We start from the raw sequence: 22257 nt of genomic DNA, 5'->3' as shown, positions 1-22257 counted from the left end.
GGGATGATAGTATGGGTAGAATAATATTAAATAATAATGCCAAGGTTGTAAAATCTTTTAATAATAACATACTACTTGTAAGAGAAAATGGAAAAGAAAAAATACTATTTCAAAAAGGGATAGGCTTTGGGAAAAAGCCAGGAGATTTAATAGAAAAAGGTATAGTATTAGAAAAGGTATTTATAATAGCAGATGAAGATAATCAAAGAAATTTTAATGAAATATTAGATAGAGTAGATTCTAAGTTAATTGTATTGGTAGAAGAGATGATAGCTGAAATTACTGATGAATTAGGTGAAGAGCTAAATGAAAATATTCATGTAGGTTTAATAGATCACTTATTTTATGCTATAAGAAGGCTTAAGGATAATGAAGAAATTCAAAACCCATTTTTAGTTGAAATAGAAACTCTTTATGGAAGAGAATTTAGTATGGCTTGCAGACTGTCCAATAGAATAAAAGAAGTATTGAATGTAGAAATGCCAGAAGGAGAAAAGGGATTTATAGCACTACATATTCATTCCGCTAGAAATAATGGTAAGCTATCTAATACTATAAAGTATAGCTTTTTAAGTAATTCTATAATAGAACATGTAGAGGATAGACTTAAAATAACAATAGATAGAAAATCCTTAGACTATGCTAGGTTTTTAACCCATATAAGGTTTGCTATAGAAAGAATAATAACTAATAGTCCAATAAAAAATGACTTAATGGATGTTATCAAAGTAAAATATAGATTAGCTTATAAGATTGCTGAAGAAACTAGAACTATAATTTGCAAAGTCCTTGATATTCCTAGTATATCAGAAGATGAGGTGGCTTATCTAGCAATGCATATAGAAAGATTTAGAGTATCCATGGCGAAATAGTGAATATAAAAAATGGTACAGAATTTAATTGTTTAAAATTCTGTACCATTTTTTATATTATTTTAAACTTCAAAGTTAACAACTGTAGTTTTTCCAGCAACAACTTCTCCACTTTCAACAGGAGTAATTGACTTAGCTGCATCAACATTAGTTATAAGAACTGGTGTTGCAAGTGATAAACCTTTGCTTAATATAAACTCTCTGTCTATTTTTATTAAAGGAGTTCCTGCTTTTACCTTTGTTCCTTGTTCAACTAATTGTTCAAAACCTTCTCCATCAAGAGAAACAGTTTCTAATCCAATATGAACAAGTAATTCTAGTCCATTTTCTAAAGTCATAGCAAATGCATGCTTAGTTTTGAAGATTAAAGTAACCTCTCCATCTGCAGGTGCAACAACAGTGTCACCTTCAGCAAATATAGCCATTCCGTCTCCAGCAAGTTTTTCAGCAAAAACAGGATCTGGAACCTCTGATAAAGGCATTGCTTTACCTGAAACAGGAGCAACAAGAATATTTGCATTAATATTTGTAGCTAAGCTTTCTTCCTTTTTTGAATCTGAGTTGAATAAATTTTTTAGAAATTTAAACATATTATTTCCTGAATAATCAGGAATTCACATCCTTTCTGTTTCGTTTTTATTGGCATAATTATAGTATTTATTAATTTAAAATAATAAATACATATATATGTATGCAACTAATTAAAAATAAAAGGCATAAGTCCCTATTTAGTTATGGACTCATGCCTGATTAAACAGTAACACGTCTACAATGATTATATATATACTTATTAGTAAATGTCAATAAATAATAGAAAAAATGTAGAATGAAGAAGTATATCAATAAAAAATAAAAATTTAAATAAAGATATTGAAAACAATAACATTTAATGATAGAATATTATTGTAATTAAAAATTATATGAATTTAGGCGTGTTATCAATTAGTGAGCATGAGCCGAAGAGGATTTTATAAATATATAATATCCTTTTCGGTTTTTTCGTTTTTATGGTATTATTTTTATCTGTCTAGATTTGTATAAAACATTAAGGAGGATTAATTATGATGAAGTATCTTCAAAGACTAGGAAAATCATTAATGCTTCCAGTTGCAGCACTTCCAGTTGCAAGTATCTTAATGGGTATCGGTTACTGGATTGACCCAACAGGTTGGGGAGCTAATAATGTAGGAGCAGCTTTCTTAATTAAAGCTGGCGGAGCATTAATAGATAATATGGCGATTCTATTTGCTATTGGGGTAGCAGTTGGTATGTCAGATGATAATGAAGGAACAGCAGGACTTGCTGGATTAGTTTCATGGCTTGTTATAACAACACTATTAAGCACAGGTGCTGTTGCAATGTTTAAAGGAATAGATGTTGCAGATGTTCCAGCAGCATTTGGCAAAACTCAAACTCAATTTATAGGTATTATTTCAGGTTTAATTGGTGCTAGTTGCTATAATAAGTTTAAAAACACTAAATTACCTGATGCATTAGGATTCTTCAGTGGTAAGAGATCAGTTGCCATAATGACGGCTTTGGCTTCATTGGTTGCATCATTAATATTATTCTTTATATGGCCAGCAATTTATGGAGCGTTAGTAACATTTGGTAAAGCAATTATTTCAACAGGTGCAATTGGAGCAGGTATTTATGCATTCTTTAATAGATTATTAATTCCATTTGGATTACACCATGCTCTTAACTCAGTATTCTGGTTTGATGTTGCAGGAATTAATGATATAGCAAATTTCTGGGGACAAATGGGGGATGGAGTATATGGTCAAACAGGTATGTATATGACTGGATTCTTCCCAGTTATGATGTTTGGTTTACCTGCAGGAGCTTTAGCTATGTATCATACAGCTAAAGATAATAAGAAGAAAGTTGTATATGGATTATTATTAGCAGCAGCTTTATCTTCATTCTTTACAGGAGTTACAGAACCATTAGAATTTGCATTTATGTTCTTAGCTCCAGGACTATATGTAGTACATGCTTTATTAACAGGTATATCTGCAGTAGTTTGTACTTTATTACCAGTAAGAGCCGGATTTAACTTCAGTGCTGGATTTGTTGATTGGTTCTTAAGCTTTAAGGCACCAATGGCTGAAAACCCATGGATGATAATCCCAATAGGTTTAGTATTTGCGGTTATATACTATGTAGTATTTAGAATTATCATTACTAAGTTCAACTTAAAGACTCCAGGAAGAGAAGATGATGATGAACTTACAGAAAACACAGTAATTAATGGAGACATGAATCAATTAGCTAAAGCATATATTGAGGCTTTAGGTGGAAGAGATAATATATTAACAGTAGATAATTGTGTAACTAGATTAAGACTTAATGTAAAAGATAATTCAGTTATTACAGATAAGAAATTAACAGCTCTAGGAGCTAGAGGTGTTATAAGACCAGGAAAAGGAAGCATACAAGTTATTGTTGGAACAAATGTACAATTTGTAGCTGATGCAGTAAAAGCTGAATTAAAGAAATAGTACAATATTATAGAAAGGCAAGAATTTTAATTCTTGCCTTTTTGAGTATATATAAATTATAGAAGCATATGAATAAAAAGCTTTTACAAAATATTAAAGGTTAACTTGGCCAGGTGTATCAATAATAGTAATATGTTGAAATATGAAGAATAAAGTAGAAAAAATATATTATTTTTATATAAAGCACTAATTATACAATATCTTTTTTGAATATAAATGTTAAGATAAATCTCGTTCCCGACAGAAACAAACAAAAAGGGACAAACACGAAAAAGATTTAAAAGTCGAAAAATGTTGACAAATAAATCTTTTAGATGTATAATAAGATAGTCGCTTGAGGGCGACGAAGAAAATGGTCTTTGAAAATTGAACAGAATATAAGTTAAGTAAAATAAACCAGCAATTCTTTTAAGTCTTAAGTGAGAATCTAAATTTTAATTTAGTAATTCGAACTTACAACGCTGACGATAGGAAGCGTTGTTACATTGATTAAGACTCAAAGTAATTTGAGGAACAGATTAAACTTTTTATTGAGAGTTTGATCCTGGCTCAGGACGAACGCTGGCGGCGTGCCTAACACATGCAAGTCGAGCGAGGAGAGTTCCTTCGGGAACAAACCTAGCGGCGGACGGGTGAGTAACACGTGGGCAACCTGCCTTATAGAGGGGAATAGCCTTCCGAAAGGAAGATTAATACCGCATAACATTGCACTTTCGCATGAAAGAGTAATTAAAGGAGCAATCCGCTATAAGATGGGCCCGCGGCGCATTAGCTAGTTGGTGAGGTAACGGCTCACCAAGGCGACGATGCGTAGCCGACCTGAGAGGGTGATCGGCCACATTGGGACTGAGACACGGCCCAGACTCCTACGGGAGGCAGCAGTGGGGAATATTGCACAATGGGGGAAACCCTGATGCAGCAACGCCGCGTGAGTGATGAAGGTCTTCGGATCGTAAAGCTCTGTCTTCAGGGACGATAATGACGGTACCTGAGGAGGAAGCCACGGCTAACTACGTGCCAGCAGCCGCGGTAATACGTAGGTGGCGAGCGTTGTCCGGATTTACTGGGCGTAAAGGGAGCGTAGGCGGACTTTTAAGTGAGATGTGAAATACCCAGGCTCAACCTGGGGGCTGCATTTCAAACTGGAAGTCTAGAGTGCAGGAGAGGAGAGTGGAATTCCTAGTGTAGCGGTGAAATGCGTAGAGATTAGGAAGAACACCAGTGGCGAAGGCGACTCTCTGGACTGTAACTGACGCTGAGGCTCGAAAGCGTGGGGAGCAAACAGGATTAGATACCCTGGTAGTCCACGCCGTAAACGATGAATACTAGGTGTAGGGGTTGTCATGACCTCTGTGCCGCCGCTAACGCATTAAGTATTCCGCCTGGGGAGTACGGTCGCAAGATTAAAACTCAAAGGAATTGACGGGGGCCCGCACAAGCAGCGGAGCATGTGGTTTAATTCGAAGCAACGCGAAGAACCTTACCTAGACTTGACATCTCCTGCATTACTCTTAATCGAGGAAGTCCTTTCGGGGACAGGATGACAGGTGGTGCATGGTTGTCGTCAGCTCGTGTCGTGAGATGTTGGGTTAAGTCCCGCAACGAGCGCAACCCTTATTGTTAGTTGCTACCATTTAGTTGAGCACTCTAGCGAGACTGCCCGGGTTAACCGGGAGGAAGGTGGGGATGACGTCAAATCATCATGCCCCTTATGTCTAGGGCTACACACGTGCTACAATGGCAAGTACAAAGAGATGCGATACCGCGAGGTGGAGCTAAACTATAAAACTTGTCTCAGTTCGGATTGTAGGCTGAAACTCGCCTACATGAAGCTGGAGTTGCTAGTAATCGCGAATCAGAATGTCGCGGTGAATACGTTCCCGGGCCTTGTACACACCGCCCGTCACACCATGAGAGTTGGCAATACCCAAAGTTCGTGAGCTAACCCGTAAGGGAGGCAGCGACCTAAGGTAGGGTCAGCGATTGGGGTGAAGTCGTAACAAGGTAGCCGTAGGAGAACCTGCGGCTGGATCACCTCCTTTCTATGGAGAAATCTAGTAAGCATGGCGCTTATCTAGTATAACTTAGAAGATGGTTTATCTTAACTTCTGTTCAATTTTGAAGGACTAAGTTCTTCAAGCTTCTCTAAAGAGAAGTAGCCGACCATATCAAAATCATAGATTTTGGATGTCTGGCCATGTTCTTTGAAAATTGCACATGAATAAAAATAACAACAAGCCAAAAATATTCTTTGTGAATAACTTTGTAATAAATTACTTTTTAAAAGGTCAAGCTACAAAGGGCGCATGGTGAATGCCTTGGCATCAGGAGCCGATGAAGGACGTGATAAGCTGCGATAAGCTTCGGGTAGGCGCACATAGCCAGTGATCCGAAGATTTCCGAATGAGGAAACTCACATGGGAAACCCCATGTATCCTGTAATGAATAAATAGTTACAGGAAGGTAAACCTAGGGAACTGAAACATCTAAGTACCTAGAGGAAGAGAAAGAAAAATCGATTTTCTTAGTAGCGGCGAGCGAAAGGGAAAGAGCCCAAACCAGAGATTTATCTCTGGGGTTGCGGACAGAACATTAACGGAAAATTATAATTAATCGAACACAACTGGAAAGTTGGGCCACAGAGTGTAATAGCCACGTAAGTGAAAATTATAATAACCAAGTTCTGATCCAGAGTACCACGAGACACGTGAAACCTTGTGGGAAGCAGGGAGGACCACCTCCCAAGGCTAAATACTACCTGATGACCGATAGTGAAGAAGTACCGTGAGGGAAAGGTGAAAAGAACCCCGGGAGGGGAGTGAAATAGAACCTGAAACCGTGTGCCTACAACCGGTCAAAGCCCCTTATGAGGGTGATGACGTGCTTTTTGTAGAACGAGCCAACGAGTTACGGTATGTAGCAAGGTTAAGTACTTAAGGTACGGAGCCGAAGGGAAACCGAGTCTTAATAGGGCGACTAGTTGCATGCCGTAGACCCGAAACCGGGTGACCTATCCATGGCCAGGTTGAAGCGGGGGTAAAACCCCGTGGAGGACCGAACCACGTTGCTGTTGAAAAAGCATGGGATGAGCTGTGGATAGCGGAGAAATTCCAATCGAACTCGGAGATAGCTGGTTCTCCTCGAAATAGCTTTAGGGCTAGCGTCGGATATGAGTAATGGAGGTAGAGCACTGAATGGGCTAGGGGGCATATCGCTTACCGAACCTTATCAAACTCCGAATGCCATATACTATTAGTCCGGCAGTCAGACTACGAATGATAAGATCCGTGGTCAAAAGGGAAAAAGCCCAGATCGTCAGCTAAGGTCCCAAAGTGTAAGTTAAGTGGTAAAGGATGTGGGATTTCTAAGACAACTAGGATGTTGGCTTAGAAGCAGCCACTCATTTAAAGAGTGCGTAATAGCTCACTAGTCGAGAGATCCTGCGCCGAAAATGTCCGGGGCTCAAACTTACCACCGAAGCTACGGGCTCAAGATTACTTGAGCGGTAGAGGAGCGTCGTAATCGGGCTGAAGTCGTACCGTAAGGAGCGGTGGACTGATTACGAGTGAGAATGTTGGCATTAGTAGCGAGATGTAAGTGAGAATCTTACAGGCCGAAAATCTAAGGTTTCCTGGGGAAGGCTCGTCCGCCCAGGGTTAGTCGGGACCTAAGCCGAGGCCGAAAGGCGTAGGTGATGGACAATTGGTTGATATTCCAATACCACTATTATCGTTATTATCGATGGTGTGACGGAGAAGGATAGGATGTGCTAGCGATTGGAAATGCTAGTCTAAGCATTTAGGGAGTTAAGATAGGCAAATCCGTCTTAACAATCCTGAGGTGTGATGGGGAAGGCCATTTAGGCTGAAGTATCTGATTCCCTGCTTCCAAGAAAAGCATCTAGAGAGAGAAATAGTGCCCGTACCGCAAACCGACACAGGTAGATGAGGAGAGAATCCTAAGGCCATCGGAAGAATTGCAGTTAAGGAACTAGGCAAATTGACCCCGTAAGTTAGCGAGAAGGGGTGCCTGCGAGAGCAGGCCGCAGAGAATAGGCCCAAGCAACTGTTTAGCAAAAACACAGGTCTCTGCTAAAGCGTAAGCTGATGTATAGGGGCTGACGCCTGCCCGGTGCTGGAAGGTTAAGGGGAACACTTAGCGCAAGCGAAGGTGTGAACTTAAGCCCCAGTAAACGGCGGCCGTAACTATAACGGTCCTAAGGTAGCGAAATTCCTTGTCAGGTAAGTTCTGACCCGCACGAATGGCGTAATGACTTGGGCACTGTCTCAACTGCAAATCCGGCGAAGTTGTAGTGCGAGTGAAGATGCTCGCTACCCGCGATTGGACGGAAAGACCCCGTAGAGCTTTACTGTAGCTTAGCATTGAGTTCCGATATTGTCTGTACAGGATAGGTGGGAGACTGAGAAACTAGGGCGTCAGCCTTGGTGGAGTCAACCTTGGGATACCACCCTGATAGTATTGGGATTCTAACTGGACGCCATGAATCTGGTGACAGGACATTGTTAGGTGGGCAGTTTGACTGGGGCGGTCGCCTCCTAAAATGTAACGGAGGCGCCCAAAGGTTCCCTCAGAACGGTCGGAAATCGTTCGTAGAGTGCAAAGGCAGAAGGGAGCCTGACTGCGACACCCACAAGTGGAGCAGGGACGAAAGTCGGGCTTAGTGATCCGGTGGTACCTCGTGGGAGGGCCATCGCTCAACGGATAAAAGCTACCTCGGGGATAACAGGCTGATCTCCCCCAAGAGTCCACATCGACGGGGAGGTTTGGCACCTCGATGTCGGCTCGTCGCATCCTGGGGCTGTAGTAGGTCCCAAGGGTTGGGCTGTTCGCCCATTAAAGCGGCACGCGAGCTGGGTTCAGAACGTCGTGAGACAGTTCGGTCCCTATCCGTCGCGGGCGTAGGAAATTTGAGAGGAGCTGTCCTTAGTACGAGAGGACCGGGATGGACTGACCTCTGGTGCACCAGTTGTTCCGCCAGGAGCATGGCTGGGTAGCTAAGTCGGGAAGGGATAAACGCTGAAAGCATCTAAGCGTGAAGCCCCCCTCAAGATGAGATTTCCCATAGCGTAAGCTAGTAAGACCCCTTGAAGAACACAAGGTTGATAGGTCAGAGGTGTAAGTGTGGTAACATATTTAGCTGACTGATACTAATAGGTCGAGGGCTTGACCAATAAAATAATGTTATTAATTCATGTGCAATTTTCAGAGAACAAAGTTCTCTAAGGAAACTCACTAAGCAAAGCTTAGGAGTACAAGATTCTTAACCAAATCAAAGATTTGGAGAATCATAGCATCTGGTGATGATGGCGTAGAGGAAACACTCCTTTCCATTCCGAACAGGAAAGTTAAGCTCTACAGCGCCAATGGTACTGCATGGGAGACTGTGTGGGAGAGTAGGACGTTGCCAGGTTATAAAAAGACTTAAGATTTATCTTAAGTCTTTTTTTTGCTTTTTAGGAATTTATAAAAAATTACTCACAGGGTAATATTTTTATAAATTCAACGAGGATATAGATATTATATTTTGGGAACTTGGAATTTTGCGAGTTTTCAAAGAATATAATATCTATATTTTTTTATTTTCAAGTAATGTTAAGGTTTTATAATAATTCTATAAATTGTTAATTTTTTTTTGAATTTTATGGAGTAATTTGAAATGAATACTATGGAATGATATAATAAAAAAGAAAATATGTGATATTAATGGGAAAATTATGTTTATTTAAGGGGTGAGAATGGTATGGAAACAAAAAAAGTAGAAAAAAATATGGCTAAGAACGGAAAACTTAATAAGAAAGATATAAACTTATTCCATGAAGGAAGAAATTTTAAAAGTTATAGTTTCATGGGAGCACATTGTACTAGTGAAAATAGACGTAGAGGAGTAAGATTTACTACTTGGGCACCAAAAGCTTCAGAAATATATGTAGTTGGAGATTTTTGTGAATTTAAGCCTTTAGAAGAATATAAAATGGAGAAAGTTAGTAAATCCGGTTTATGGAGTTTATTTATACCTGGAATTAAAGATGGAATGAGATACAAGTACTTTATTGTAAATAAGGATTCTGGAAATGGAAAATATAAAGCAGATCCCTACGCAATGTTTTCAGAACTAAGACCGAATACTGCATCTATAGTTATTGAAGAATCTAAATTTAGATGGTCTGACAAAAAATGGTTAAATAAAAGAGAAAAAGAAAATATTTATAAATCTCAAGTTAATATATATGAGATGCATTTAGGATCATGGAAAATAAATGATGGGGAGCTTTATACTTATAAAGAACTGTGTAATATATTGCCAGAATATTTAGTAGAAATGGGATATACTCATGTAGAATTTATGCCTTTAACAGAACATCCACTAGATGCTTCTTGGGGATATCAAGGAACAGGATATTATTCAGTAACTAGCAGATATGGTAATCCAAAAGAATTAAAAGAGCTTATTAATGTTCTTCACAAAAATAATATAGGTGTAATTTTAGATTGGGTACCAGGACATTTTTGTAAGGATGCTCATGGATTATACATGTTTGATGGAAGTCCAACTTATGAATATGAAGAAGGATGGAAAGCAGATAATAAAGGTTGGGGAACATTTAATTTTGACTTAGGAAGACCGGAAGTAAAAAGCTTTTTAATTTCAAATGCATTATTTTGGTTTAGAGAATTCCACATAGATGGACTAAGAGTTGATGCTGTATCTAACATGATATATTTAAATTATGGAAGACAAGAAGGAGAATGGAAGCCAAATAGATTTGGTGGAGATGGATGCTTAGAAGGTATAGAATTTTTAAAAGAATTAAATACAGCTGTATTTGCAGAATTTAAAAATATATTTATGATAGCAGAAGAATCAACTTCTTGGCCTAATGTTTGTAAACCAATAGAAGATGGTGGATTAGGATTTAATTTTAAATGGAATATGGGTTGGATGAATGATACCTTAGAATATGTTGAAATGGATCCTATTTATAGAAAGTACCACCATAATAATATGACATTTTCCATGATGTATAACTATTCGGAAAACTTTATATTACCAATATCTCATGATGAAGTAGTGCATGGTAAGAAATCTTTATTAGATAAAATGTGGGGAGATTATTGGAATAAGTTTGCTGGATTAAGATTATATTTAGCATACATGATGGGACATCCAGGTAAAAAGTTAACTTTCATGGGATATGAATTTGGACAATTCATAGAATGGAGAGAGTATGAGGAGCTTGAATGGAAGTTAATAGATGATTTTGAAATGCATAAGAAAACTCAATTATTCACTAAGGAACTTAATAAGTTTTATAAAGAGAATAAAGCTCTTTGGGAGTTAGACTATGATGTATCTGGATTTGAGTGGATTGATGCAGATAATTCAGCTCAAAGTATATTTACATTTGTAAGAAAGGGTAGTGACATAGAGGATACTCTTATATTTGTATGTAATTTTACTCCTGTTGTTTATCATGATTTTAGAGTTGGAGTACCATATAAAGGAGAATATAAAGAAATATTTAACACTGATAGAGATATATATGGAGGCTCTAATCAAATAAATGCAGAAGTAATAACTTCTGATGATATTAAATATCATAACAGACCATACTCAATATCAATAAAAGTGCCACCTATGGCTACATCAGTATTTAAAATAACAAAATTAAATAAAGAGGAAAATGAAGAAGAAAATAAAGAGGAAAATAAGGAGGAGTAGACTTGAAAGTTTTATTTGCTGCTTCAGAAGCTAGTCCATTTATAAAAACAGGCGGATTAGGCGATGTTATGGGTGCTCTTCCAGTAGCTTTAAAAGAGTTAGGTGCTGATGCAAGAGTTATAATTCCTAAATATAGAGATATTAATGATGAAATAAAAAATAAATTAAAGTATATAAATAATTTTACAGTAAAGGTCGGTTGGAGAAATCAATATTGTGGGATTTTTGAATATGACTATGAAGGGGTTAGGTTTTATTTAATAGACAATGAGTACTATTTTAAAAGAGGGGGCTTATATGGATATTATGATGATGGTGAAAAGTTTGCTTTCTTTAGTAGGGCTGTGCTTGAGTTTTTAAAACAAAGTGATTGGACACCTGATATACTTCATTGTAATGATTGGCAAACTGCTATGATACCAGTACTTCATAAACTAGAATATATAAATGATGAAAAGCTTAGAAATATGAAAACAGTCCTTTCAATACACAATTTGTTTTTTAAAGGAATGTTTTCACCAGAAGTATTACCAGAGCTTTTTGGTTATGACTATGAACCATACTTTAATGGAAGCTTAGAACATAATGGGGCAGTAAGCTTTTTAAAAGGTGGAATTAATTATGCTGATAGGGTAACTACTGTTAGTAAGAGTTATGCAGAAGAAATAAAAACACCTGAGTATGGAGAGCAGTTGGATGGATTATTGAGATATAGAGGGGATTTTCTAGAGGGGATAGTTAACGGAATAGATTATAAAGAATATAATCCTGAAGGAGATAAATTTATTAAATATAAGTACAATGTAAAATCTCTATTTAAAAAGGGACGTAATAAAGAACAATTACAGAGAGAATTAAATCTACCTGTAAATAAGAATATTCCAATGATAGGAATGGTTTCAAGATTAACTCATCAAAAAGGTTGCGATCTAATTACTAGAGTTCTTGATGAATTATTAAAAGAAAATATTCAAGTAGTTATTCTTGGAACTGGAGATTATATGTACGAGGAAAGTTTTAAAAGCTTTGCTAGTAGGTATCCAAATAAGGTAAGTGCAAATATAAAATTTAGTAATGAATTAGCTCATAAGATTTATGCTTCTTCAGATATGTTTTTAATGCCATCTCTGTTTGAACCATGTGGACTTGGACAACTTATAGCACTAAGATATGGAAGTGTGCCTATAGTTAGAGAAACAGGAGGATTAAGAGATACAGTAATTCCTTATAATGAATATGATGAAACTGGAAATGGGTTTGGATTTAGGAATTATTCCAGTGATGAGTTACTAAATACAACTAAGTATGCATTAAGTATTTTTAGAAATAAAAAAAGATGGGGAAAAATTGTTAAGCAAGCTATGGATTCGGATAATAGTTGGGAAAAATCAGCTAAGGAATATATAAGATTATATAATGATTTAATAAAAACTAATTAACAAAAGGTATTGATAAAAAATTTATATTAGAGAGAGGAAAGCAAATGGGAAAAAAAGAGATTGTTGCAATGATATTAGCAGGAGGACAAGGATCTAGGCTAGGAGTTTTGACTAAAGATATAGCAAAACCAGCTGTTCCGTTTGGAGGAAAATATAGAATTATAGATTTTCCTTTAAGTAATTGTTCTAATTCTGGGATTTATACTGTAGGAGTATTAACTCAATATAAGCCATTAGATTTAAATGCTTATATTGGAATTGGAGATCCATGGGATTTAGATAGACGTAATGGGGGAGTGACAATATTACCGCCTTATCAAGGGGAAAAAGGCGGAGCTTGGTATAAAGGAACTGCTAATGCAATCTATCAAAATATCCAATTTGTAGATAGATACGAGCCTGAATATGTTCTTATCTTATCAGGAGATCATATTTATAAAATGGATTATTATAAGATGTTAGATTTTCATAAAAGCCATAATGCAGATGCAACAATTGCTGTAATTGATGTACCTTTAGATGAAGCAAGTAGATTTGGAATTATGAATACTAATGAAGACAGTACTATTTATGAATTTGAAGAAAAACCTAAAAATCCAAAGAGTACTAATGCCTCAATGGGAGTCTATATATTTAAATGGTCAGTATTAAAAGAATACTTAATACAAGATGAAATGGACAAGGATTCAAGTAATGACTTTGGAAAAAATATAATACCTATGATGCTTAACTCAGGAAGAAAGTTAGTTGCTTATCCATTTAAGGGTTACTGGAAGGATGTAGGAACAATAGAGAGTCTATGGGAAGCAAATATGGACTTATTAAAAATAGATAATGAATTAAACCTATATGACAGTGAATGGAAAATTTACTCTGATAATCAAGTAAGACCTGCTCAACATATAGGAGAAAGTGCTAAAATAGCAAATTCATTAATAGTAGAAGGCTGTATAGTTAATGGAGAAGTGGAAGACTCAATATTATCCCAAGGAGTAACTGTAGGAAAAAATACAATAATAAAAGATTCAGTAATAATGCCAAATGTAAAAATAGGAGATAATGTAAGAATAGAGAGAGCTATAGTAGGTAATGATTCAATAATAAACAATGATTGTCATATTGGAGATGGAAAAAACATTGAAGTCATTGGTGCATACCAATGTGTAATTAAATAATTAAATAATAACCATTAATAAGAATTAAATAGTTTAATTTTGGAGGAAATCATTATGATGAAAAATTGTTTAGGAATTATAAATTTAGATGAAAATAAAAGAAAAATGGATGAATTAGTTAGACATAGAACATTAGCAGCTGTTCCATTAGCAGCAAGATATAGAATAGTGGATTTTGTTCTATCTAATATGTCTAATTCAGGAATAGAGGATATAGGAATCTTTACTGAAAACAAATCCAGATCTCTAGTTGAACATTTAACTAATGGTAGACCTTGGGATCTTCATAGAAAGAATGAAGGACTTAGAGTATTTAACTTTGGAGATAATGAACCAAATGTTGATGATATTCATAACTTTGTAGACAATATTAAATATATTGAAAATAGCAGAAAAGATTATGTAATAATTAGTCCTTCTTATATGATATGCAATATAAACTATAGAGAAGTAATGAAATATCATATGGAATCTGGAAATGATATAACTATTGTATATAAGAATGTTGATAATGCAAATAAGAGTTTCATAAAATGTGAAACAGTTTATATAAATGAAGATAATAGGGTTATTAGTATAGGGGAAAATATTGGAATAGAAGAAAATGCTAATATAAGCATGGAAATGTATATAATGAAAACAAACTTATTTATAGAGATAATACATGAATGTTTAAAGACAGGAAGATATAGAAAGTTCAAAAAATATATAGAAAATAATTTGGATAATTTAGTAGTTGGAGCATATGAGTTTAAAGGATACTTATCATGCATTAACTCAATAAAATCTTATTTTGATACTAATCTAGACTTATTAAATCAAAGTAAATATAAGGAGTTATTTCATAGTGATAATCCTATTGCAACAAAGTCTAAGGACGAGCCACCAACACAATATACAAAAAATAGCTTAGTAACTAATTCTATTATAGGAAATGGATCTTATATAGAAGGAGAAGTTAAAAATTGTATTATTGGAAGAAGAGTAATAATACAAAAGGGAGCTAAACTCGAAAACTGTATTATATTAGATAATTCAGTTATTGGGACAAATGTTATGATGAGTAATGTAATAGCTGATAAAAATTCTTTAATTCCAGGAAATAGAGTAGTTAGAGGAACAGAAAATAACCCAGTAACTATACAAATAAAGGGAGAATATTATCATCAATCTATTTAATTGAATGTAAAAATAATAAATTAAGAAAAGGTGTGAAATAAATTATTTCACACCTTTTTAATAATAAGCTACTAAAAAGTAACTAATATATTAAATTTATAATCTTGTTATTTGTTTAAAACAAGACCCTTACTTCTTATACAAGTACATTCTCTAGCTTCAGTTGTGTGTAGACATTGGTATTTTACTTTTTTAGGAGCCATTATTTGTTGAGGCTTCTTATTAGTGTTTTCATTTGAACTCATTTCTTACACTCCTTTAAATGGTTAATTATAATTAATATTATATATCAATAAATATTAATTATCAATAGAGTTAAATATATAGAAATATAGTAAAAGAAAAAGTTATCAACATTTCACTAATTTTTAAAGGAAATTTGTTGATAACTTTTTTCATATGTGGATAAATTATTGTAAAATATATAATAATTAGATTAAATTAAAATATCTTTTTTTGTAAAGTTAATATGTGAAACTATATAAGCAATAATTGCTGTTATAGTCATGCAAATTACTCCGTTCATTATTGTTAAATTTGTATTTTGATAGGCTAGTGGTAGAGAAGAGTTTATAACACTACCAGCATCAGCATAAGTTGTAAATAATAAGTGGCTATAGTCTCTTAAAGTACCTATTGCTTGAGCTCCAATAGTTAAGAACATGGTTAACATAACTGAAACTGCCATAGATATCATACTACTCTTAAAGATAGTTGAAATCATAAATACCACTGAACAAGCTGTTACTATAAATATAATTTGATATCCAATACTTCTTAAAATAAATTCATTATTAGTTACCATTTTTGATGTGTTAGGAACTTGTTCTAAAATCATTTCTTGTGAATTTTGGTCAAATTGTTTTTCGTATTTTTGTTCAATTCTAACTGGATAATTTGATACTTCTGTATTACTAGTAATATTAACTATTGCCATACCTGCAAGTTGAGGAAGAACTATTAATGAAGTTACTGTTACTAAAGAAACAATAAATTTTGAAAATAATATTTTTCCCCTTTTAACAGGTTGTACAAGTAAGAATTTTAAAGTGGCAGGGGTACATTCTCCTGAAACCATATCACTCATAAATACAGCTATTCCAGCAATTAATAAGCCAAATCCAAAGAAGCTACCTAAATTTCTAAAGAAACTAGCTTCAGTATATTCCCAGCCTTGTAAAGGCATAATATTATTATCCCTTAAGTATTTATAATCCTCTAATTCTTGCTTTGACTGTGCATACCACCTTTTATTCCATTCATTAATCCCATTTTCTTCATAACTTTCTACTGTAATTTCAAGGTCCTTAATTGTTTGTTCTAAATCTTTCTTCCATGCCTCTTCAGAAATTCCATTTTTAATAATTTCCTTGTTATCTTCAATTTGCTTTAATAGATTTTTCTCTATTTCCTTTGAGCTATTAAGCCAATTTTCATCTCCATCAGCCTCGGCTCTTTTAATATCATTTCTTATATATGTTAATTGTTCTTCAGCTTGTTTTATTTGATATTCTGGAGATATCCATTCTCGCATAGTTTGATCATTTTTCCATGTGCCAAAAATATTTATGCCAACTAGGGCAATGAATAATGTGAAAACTATCCAGGTTTTAGGTCTTTTAAATATTTTTATAAATTCATTTTTTATTAGAGATAACATAATTATCTTATACCTCCTTCAACTAATTCCATATATCTTTGCTCTAGGCCTCTTCTAATTTTATAGACTTCTTCAATATTATAATTTCTGTTAACAAGATGTTTGATTAAATTTGAAGTTTTGTTTGATAATAATATAATTTCAATTCCATCATCTGATTTTCTTACAGAATTAACATATTCAATATTTTTTAATTCATTTAAATCTATTTCTTCATTAAGATTTAAGCAGATTATGTCAGTGTCAGTTTCCATTGATTCATTTACTACATTTTCTACAGATTTAATTGTTCCATGATTAATAAAGGCAACTCTATCACATAAGTGTTGAACTTCTGATAATATATGTGAAGATATAAATACAGCCATTCCCTTTTCTTTAGCTGCCTTTTTAACTACCTCTCTAAAATCTAATATTCCAGATGGATCTAACCCGTTAGTAGGCTCATCTAAAATTAATAGTTTAGGCTTAGATAGAAGTGAGGCAGCGAGACCTAGACGCTGTTTCATTCCTAAGGAATACTTTCTTACTTTATCATCAATCCTATCCTCTAGACCAACTAGCTTTATAGTTTCATTAACATCTTCTTTTGAAATATTCCTAATTCTAGCTATTTGCATTAAATTTTCCCTTCCTGATAAGTACTTATATAATTCGGGATTTTCAACAACTGCGCCAACTTCTCTTAATGCTTTTTCTGTATCATTTTTTAAATCATGACCACAAATAGATATGCTACCTTCATTAGGATGAATAAGTCCAACGAGCATTCTTATTGTAGTTGTTTTACCAGCACCATTTGGTCCTAAGAATCCAAATATTTCTCCTTCTTCTATTGAGAATGATATATTTTTTATGATTTCTCTTTTTCCAAGAGTCTTTTTCAGATTATTTACTTCTAAAACTTTCAATTTTACCCCTCCTAAGATATTTTCTATAAATAATTTTAGAGATAAAACCTTAATTTTATAATAGTAGAAACCTTAATATATGCTTAATAAAATCTTAAATCGAAGCTATTAATTACAATTTTAAAAAATAGTGACTTAAAAATTTTTAAATAAAGTATAAAAATATTTGAAAGTTTAACTTACGGAGTGATGGAAAATATTTCAAGTGAGTGATATAATTGTTCTCAATAGATTATGTTAAGTTAAGGGAGGGATGAATATGACAAAGGTTATAGAAAATCATTTGAAAAGTGAAGCATTTAATACAGAGGAAATGGAACTATTCCACAATGGAAAAAATATTTGCAGCTATAGTTTTATGGGTGCTCATATGAAAAGCGAAAATAGGAGAAAAGGTGTTAGGTTTACAACTTGGGCACCTAATGCATATGAAGTATATGTTGTAGGAGATTTTGGCGATTTTAAGCCATTAGAAGAATATAAAATGGTAAAGATAAATGATAAAGGTATATGGAGCCTATTTATTCCTGGAATAAAAGAAGGCGTGAAATATAAGTATTACCTTATAAATGAAAATACTAAAGAAGGAAGATATAAAGCTGACCCATATGCCTTATATTCAGAATACAGACCTAATACTGCATCAATAGTTATAGGAGATATTAAATTTAGATGGTCTGATAAAAAGTGGTTAAATAGACGAGAAAACTCAAAAATTTTAGAAGAACCTATTAATATATATGAAATGCATTTAGGATCATGGAAAAGAAAAGATGGAGAATTCATGACTTATATAGAATTATGTGAAGAACTACCCAAATATTTATCTGAAATGGGATATACACATGTAGAATTTATGCCTTTAACAGAGCATCCTTTAGATGCTTCTTGGGGATATCAAAGTACAGGCTATTATTCTGTAACTAGTAGATATGGTAATCCAAAAGAGCTTAAAGAATTAATAAATGTACTTCATAAAAATAATATAGGTGTGATATTAGATTGGGTGCCAGGACATTTTTGTAGAGATGAACATGGTTTGTATATGTTTGATGGAGGTCATACTTATGAATATGCTGAAGAATGGAGAGCTGATAATAAAGCATGGGGAACTGCTAATTTTGATTTAGGAAGACCTGAAGTGAAAAGTTTTTTAATTTCTAATGCTTGTTTTTGGATAAAAGAGTTTCACATAGATGGAATAAGAGTAGATGCTGTTACAAATATTCTTTACTTAAGTTATGGACGAAATGACGGTGAGTGGAAACCAAATAAATATGGTGGAGATGGCTCATTAGAAGGAATACAATTTTTAAAAGACCTTAACTTATGCGTAGCTAATAACTTCAATAATGTACTTATGATAGCAGAAGAAGCAACAGCTTGGCCAAATGTAACTAAATCCGTAGAAGAAGATGGTTTAGGATTTAATTTAAAATGGAATATGGGATGGATGAATGATACATTAAAGTATATAAAAATAGATCCTATTCATAGAAAGAATTATCATAATAATTTGACTTTTCCTGTAACTTATAATTACTCTGAAAAATTTATATTACCTATATCTCACGATGAAGTAGTTCATGGCAAAAAATCTTTACTAGATAAAATGTGGGGAGATTATTGGAATAAATTTGCAGGTTTAAGACTATATTTAGCATATATGATTGGTTATCCAGGTAAAAAAATGACTTTTATGGGATATGAATTTGCTCAATTTATAGAATGGAGAGAGTATGAAGAGTTACAATGGCATTTAATTAATAATTTTGAAATGCATAAGAATGCTCAAGCTTTTGTTAAGGAATTAAATAAATTCTATAAGGAAAATAAATCACTTTGGGAATTAGATTATGATAAATCAGGTTTTGAGTGGATAGATCCAGATAATTCAGACCAAAGTATATTTACTTTTATTAGAAGAGGTAGAAATATTGAAGATACATTGATTTTTATATGCAATTTTACTCCTGTTGTTTATCATGATTTTAGAATTGGAGTTCCATATAAAGCTGTTTATAAAGAGGTATTTAACACTGACTCTATTGAATTTGGAGGTTCTAATCAATTAAATGAATCAGAAGTAATTTCAGATGAATTTAAATATCATAATAGAGAATATTCAATAACTATAAAGGTACCACCTATGGCCACATCTATATTTAAAATTTATGAAATAGAAGATGGAGAGTATAAGGGGGAATAAGCTTGAAGATTTTATTTGCGGCATCAGAAGCAAATCCATTTATAAAGACTGGTGGATTAGGGGATGTAATTGGAGCACTACCAGTGTCATTAAAAGAATTAGGTCAGGAAGTAAGAGTAGTAATTCCTAATTACAGTGATATTAATAGAGATATTAAGGACAATTTAAAATTCGTAAGTAGTTTCACTGTTAAAGTGGGATGGCGAAATCAGTATTGTGGAATATTAGAATACGAATATGAAGGAGTTATATTCTATTTATTAGATAACGAATATTATTTTAAAAGGTGTGGATTATATGGGTATTATGATGACGGTGAAAGATTTGCATTTTTTAGTAGGGCAGTCCTTAATTTTTTAAATCATATAGATTGGAGTCCTGATGTAATACATTGTAATGATTGGCAAACAGCAATGATTCCAGTACTTCATAAATTAGAATATATAAGAGAAGAAAAATTTAAAAATGTAAAAACAGTATTTTCAATTCATAATTTATTATTTAAAGGAATGTACTCAGCTGATGTTTTACCTGAACTATTTGGTTATGACTATGAGCCATTTTTAAATGGAAGTTTAGAACATGATGGAGCAGTAAGCTTTTTAAAGGGAGGTATAAATTATTCTGATAAAGTAACTACTGTTAGTAAGAGTTATGTAGAAGAAATAAAAACCCCTGAGTATGGGGAAGGTTTAGAAGGCTTGTTACAATACAGAGGGATGTATTTAGAAGGAATAGTTAATGGTATAGATTATAAGGAATATAACCCAAATACAGATAAAAGTATATATATAAATTATGATATTGAAACAATAGATAATAAACATTTGAATAAAGAAGAATTACAAAAGGAACTTAATTTACCTATAGATAAGGAAGTACCAATAATAGGCTTGGTTTCTAGATTAACTCATCAAAAAGGCTGTGATTTAATTGTTAAAATTTTAGATGAATTATTAAAAGAAAATATTCAAGTAGTTATTGTTGGAACTGGTGATTATATATATGAAGAAAGCTTTAAGAGTTTTGCATTTAGGTATCCAGAGAAAATAAGTTCAAATATAAAGTTTAGTAATGAATTAGCACATAAGGTATATGCAGCATCTGATATGTTCTTAATGCCATCTTTATTTGAACCTTGTGGTCTTGGACAACTTATTGCACTTAGATATGGGAGTATTCCCGTAGTAAGGGAAACAGGCGGATTAAAGGATACTGTAATACCTTATAATGAATACACTGAAGAGGGGAATGGCTTCGGGTTTAGAAATTATTCTCATAATGAGCTTTTAAACATAATTAGATATGCATTGAATATTTATAATAATAAAGATAGATGGAATAAAATAATTAAAAATGCTATGGAGACAGATAATAGTTGGGAAAAGTCTGCAAAAGAATATTTAAGGATATACAAGGAGTTGTTATAAGAGAAGTTTTAATATAAAAATATTTTTGGCGTGAGAGAGGGATGAGTTATGGGAAAAAAAGAAATTGTAGCAATGATTTTAGCTGGTGGGCAAGGATCTAGACTTGGAGTTTTAACTAAAAATATAGCAAAGCCAGCAGTTCCATTTGGAGGTAAGTATAGGATTATAGATTTTCCTTTAAGTAATTGCTCTAATTCGGGAATATATACTGTTGGGGTTTTAACTCAATATAAACCATTGGATTTGAATAATCATATTGGTATTGGAGATCCGTGGGATTTAGATAGACGAGATGGAGGAGTATCTATATTACCACCTTATCAAGAGGAAAAGGGCGGTGATTGGTATAAGGGAACTGCTAATGCGATTTATCAGAATATTGAATTTATAGACAGATATGAGCCAGAATATGTACTTATTTTATCTGGCGACCATATTTATAAGATGGATTATTATAAAATGTTGGATTTTCATAAAGAAAATGATGCCGATGCAACTATTGCTGTTATAGATGTTCCAATAGAAGAGGCAAGTAGGTTTGGCATAATGAATACAAGAGAAGATAATTCAATATATGAATTTGAAGAAAAACCAACCAATCCTAAAAGTACAAATGCTTCTATGGGAATATATATTTTTGATTGGTCAGTTTTAAAAAAATTTTTAATAGATGATGAAAATGATATTAAATCAGACAATGATTTTGGGAAAAACATAATACCCAATATGCTTAATGGCGGTAAAAAGTTAATGGCTTATCCATTTAAGGGATATTGGAAGGATGTAGGAACAATTCAGAGCTTATGGGAAGCTAATATGGATTTATTAAAATTAGACAATAAATTGAATTTATATGATAGAGAATGGAAGATATATTCTCAAAATGAGGTAAGTCCAGCTCATTATATAGGAGAAAATGCTAAGATAATTAATTCGCTTATTGTTGAAGGTTGTATTATAAATGGAAAAGTAGAAAATTCAATATTGTCTCAAGGGGTATATGTTGGAAAGAATACTGTAATAATTGATTCAGTAATAATGCCTAATGTAAAAATAGGGGATAATGTTAGAATAGAAAAAGCGATTATAGGAAACAATGCGATAATTAATCATAGTTGTAGGATTATAGGTGATAAT

At 33.4% G+C, this 22257-nt stretch carries 13 protein-coding genes and 3 rRNA genes (1 of these 16 cut by a window edge); 12 read left to right on the top strand and 4 right to left on the bottom strand.

The features are described 5' to 3' along the window. The first annotated feature begins 11 nt into the window (after positions 1-11). Entirely contained in the window at positions 12-872 is an 861-nt protein-coding gene (locus ACFYH6_RS17295; protein ID WP_416180203.1) for a BglG family transcription antiterminator, read from the top strand. Between the two features lie 62 nt (positions 873-934). Here the strand turns inward: ACFYH6_RS17295 and ACFYH6_RS17290 are convergent, their stop codons facing one another. After that, complete coding sequence (locus tag ACFYH6_RS17290; RefSeq protein ID WP_316342014.1) at positions 935-1462, bottom strand: PTS glucose transporter subunit IIA; 528 nt, start codon at positions 1460-1462, stop codon at positions 935-937. Positions 1463-1933: 471 nt separating this feature from the next. Here ACFYH6_RS17290 and nagE point away from each other — a divergent pair, with 471 nt between their 5' ends. The 8 genes from nagE to glgD all read left to right on the top strand — a co-directional run bounded on the left by nagE (position 1934) and on the right by glgD (position 14910). Beyond that, positions 1934-3376, top strand: a complete 1443-nt coding sequence (gene nagE, locus ACFYH6_RS17285; RefSeq protein WP_316342015.1) for an N-acetylglucosamine-specific PTS transporter subunit IIBC — start codon at positions 1934-1936, stop codon at positions 3374-3376. A 526-nt stretch (positions 3377-3902) separates the two neighbouring features. Then, a 16S ribosomal RNA gene (locus ACFYH6_RS17280) occupies positions 3903-5418 on the top strand. Positions 5419-5662: 244 nt separating this feature from the next. After that, positions 5663-8568: ribosomal RNA gene (locus ACFYH6_RS17275) — 23S ribosomal RNA — on the top strand. A 122-nt stretch (positions 8569-8690) separates the two neighbouring features. Beyond that, a 5S ribosomal RNA gene (gene rrf, locus ACFYH6_RS17270) occupies positions 8691-8807 on the top strand. Together the 16S, 23S and 5S rRNA genes form the textbook arrangement of a ribosomal RNA operon. Positions 8808-9137: 330 nt before the next feature. Next, positions 9138-11117 carry a 1,4-alpha-glucan branching protein GlgB gene (gene glgB, locus ACFYH6_RS17265; RefSeq protein ID WP_416180510.1) on the top strand — a complete coding sequence of 660 codons (1980 nt, stop codon included), beginning with the start codon at positions 9138-9140 and terminating at the stop codon, positions 11115-11117. 2 nt (positions 11118-11119) lie between these two features. Then, a complete protein-coding gene (gene glgA, locus ACFYH6_RS17260) occupies positions 11120-12556 on the top strand; it encodes a glycogen synthase GlgA (RefSeq protein WP_416180511.1) in 1437 nt (478 codons plus the stop codon). Between the two features lie 44 nt (positions 12557-12600). Further along, positions 12601-13731, top strand: a complete 1131-nt coding sequence (locus tag ACFYH6_RS17255) for a glucose-1-phosphate adenylyltransferase (RefSeq protein ID WP_416180512.1) — start codon at positions 12601-12603, stop codon at positions 13729-13731. A 57-nt stretch (positions 13732-13788) separates the two neighbouring features. Beyond that, positions 13789-14910 (top strand): glucose-1-phosphate adenylyltransferase subunit GlgD, encoded by a 1122-nt coding sequence (gene glgD / locus ACFYH6_RS17250; RefSeq protein ID WP_416180515.1) that lies wholly within the window; start codon positions 13789-13791, stop codon positions 14908-14910. Positions 14911-15017: 107 nt separating this feature from the next. On the opposite strand, the gene ACFYH6_RS17245 is transcribed toward glgD, so the two are convergent. The 3 genes from ACFYH6_RS17245 to ACFYH6_RS17235 form a co-directional block, all read right to left on the bottom strand. After that, complete coding sequence (locus ACFYH6_RS17245; protein WP_291708256.1) at positions 15018-15155, bottom strand: hypothetical protein; 138 nt, start codon at positions 15153-15155, stop codon at positions 15018-15020. Positions 15156-15346: 191 nt separating this feature from the next. Further along, on the bottom strand, positions 15347-16570 hold the full coding sequence (locus ACFYH6_RS17240) for an ABC transporter permease (protein ID WP_316344911.1): 1224 nt from the start codon (positions 16568-16570) through the stop codon (positions 15347-15349). 2 nt (positions 16571-16572) lie between these two features. Beyond that, positions 16573-17481: an ABC transporter ATP-binding protein gene (locus ACFYH6_RS17235; protein WP_316344912.1), complete on the bottom strand. Its 909-nt coding sequence runs from the start codon at positions 17479-17481 to the stop codon at positions 16573-16575. 259 nt (positions 17482-17740) lie between these two features. On the opposite strand from ACFYH6_RS17235, the gene glgB (ACFYH6_RS17230) reads away from it, so the two are divergent. The 3 genes in view from glgB (ACFYH6_RS17230) to ACFYH6_RS17220 are tightly spaced (at most 48 nt apart) and all read left to right on the top strand, a layout consistent with a single transcriptional unit that may run on beyond the window. Next, complete coding sequence (gene glgB, locus ACFYH6_RS17230) at positions 17741-19690, top strand: 1,4-alpha-glucan branching protein GlgB (RefSeq protein WP_416180513.1); 1950 nt, start codon at positions 17741-17743, stop codon at positions 19688-19690. Between the two features lie 2 nt (positions 19691-19692). After that, on the top strand, positions 19693-21120 hold the full coding sequence (gene glgA, locus ACFYH6_RS17225; protein WP_316344915.1) for a glycogen synthase GlgA: 1428 nt from the start codon (positions 19693-19695) through the stop codon (positions 21118-21120). Between the two features lie 48 nt (positions 21121-21168). Next, positions 21169-22257, top strand: the 5' portion of a protein-coding gene (locus ACFYH6_RS17220; protein WP_316344916.1) for a glucose-1-phosphate adenylyltransferase. Its footprint extends 126 nt past the window's final position; only the first 1089 of its 1215 coding nucleotides appear in the window; the start codon lies at positions 21169-21171; the stop codon falls past the right edge of the window.

The organism is Clostridium sp. HCS.1 (assembly GCF_047900555.1).
In the GTDB taxonomy this organism is placed as follows: Bacteria; Bacillota; Clostridia; order Clostridiales; family Clostridiaceae; genus Clostridium.
Note: the sequence above shows the minus strand (reverse complement) of the source record. Positions and strands in the feature narration are given on the sequence as shown.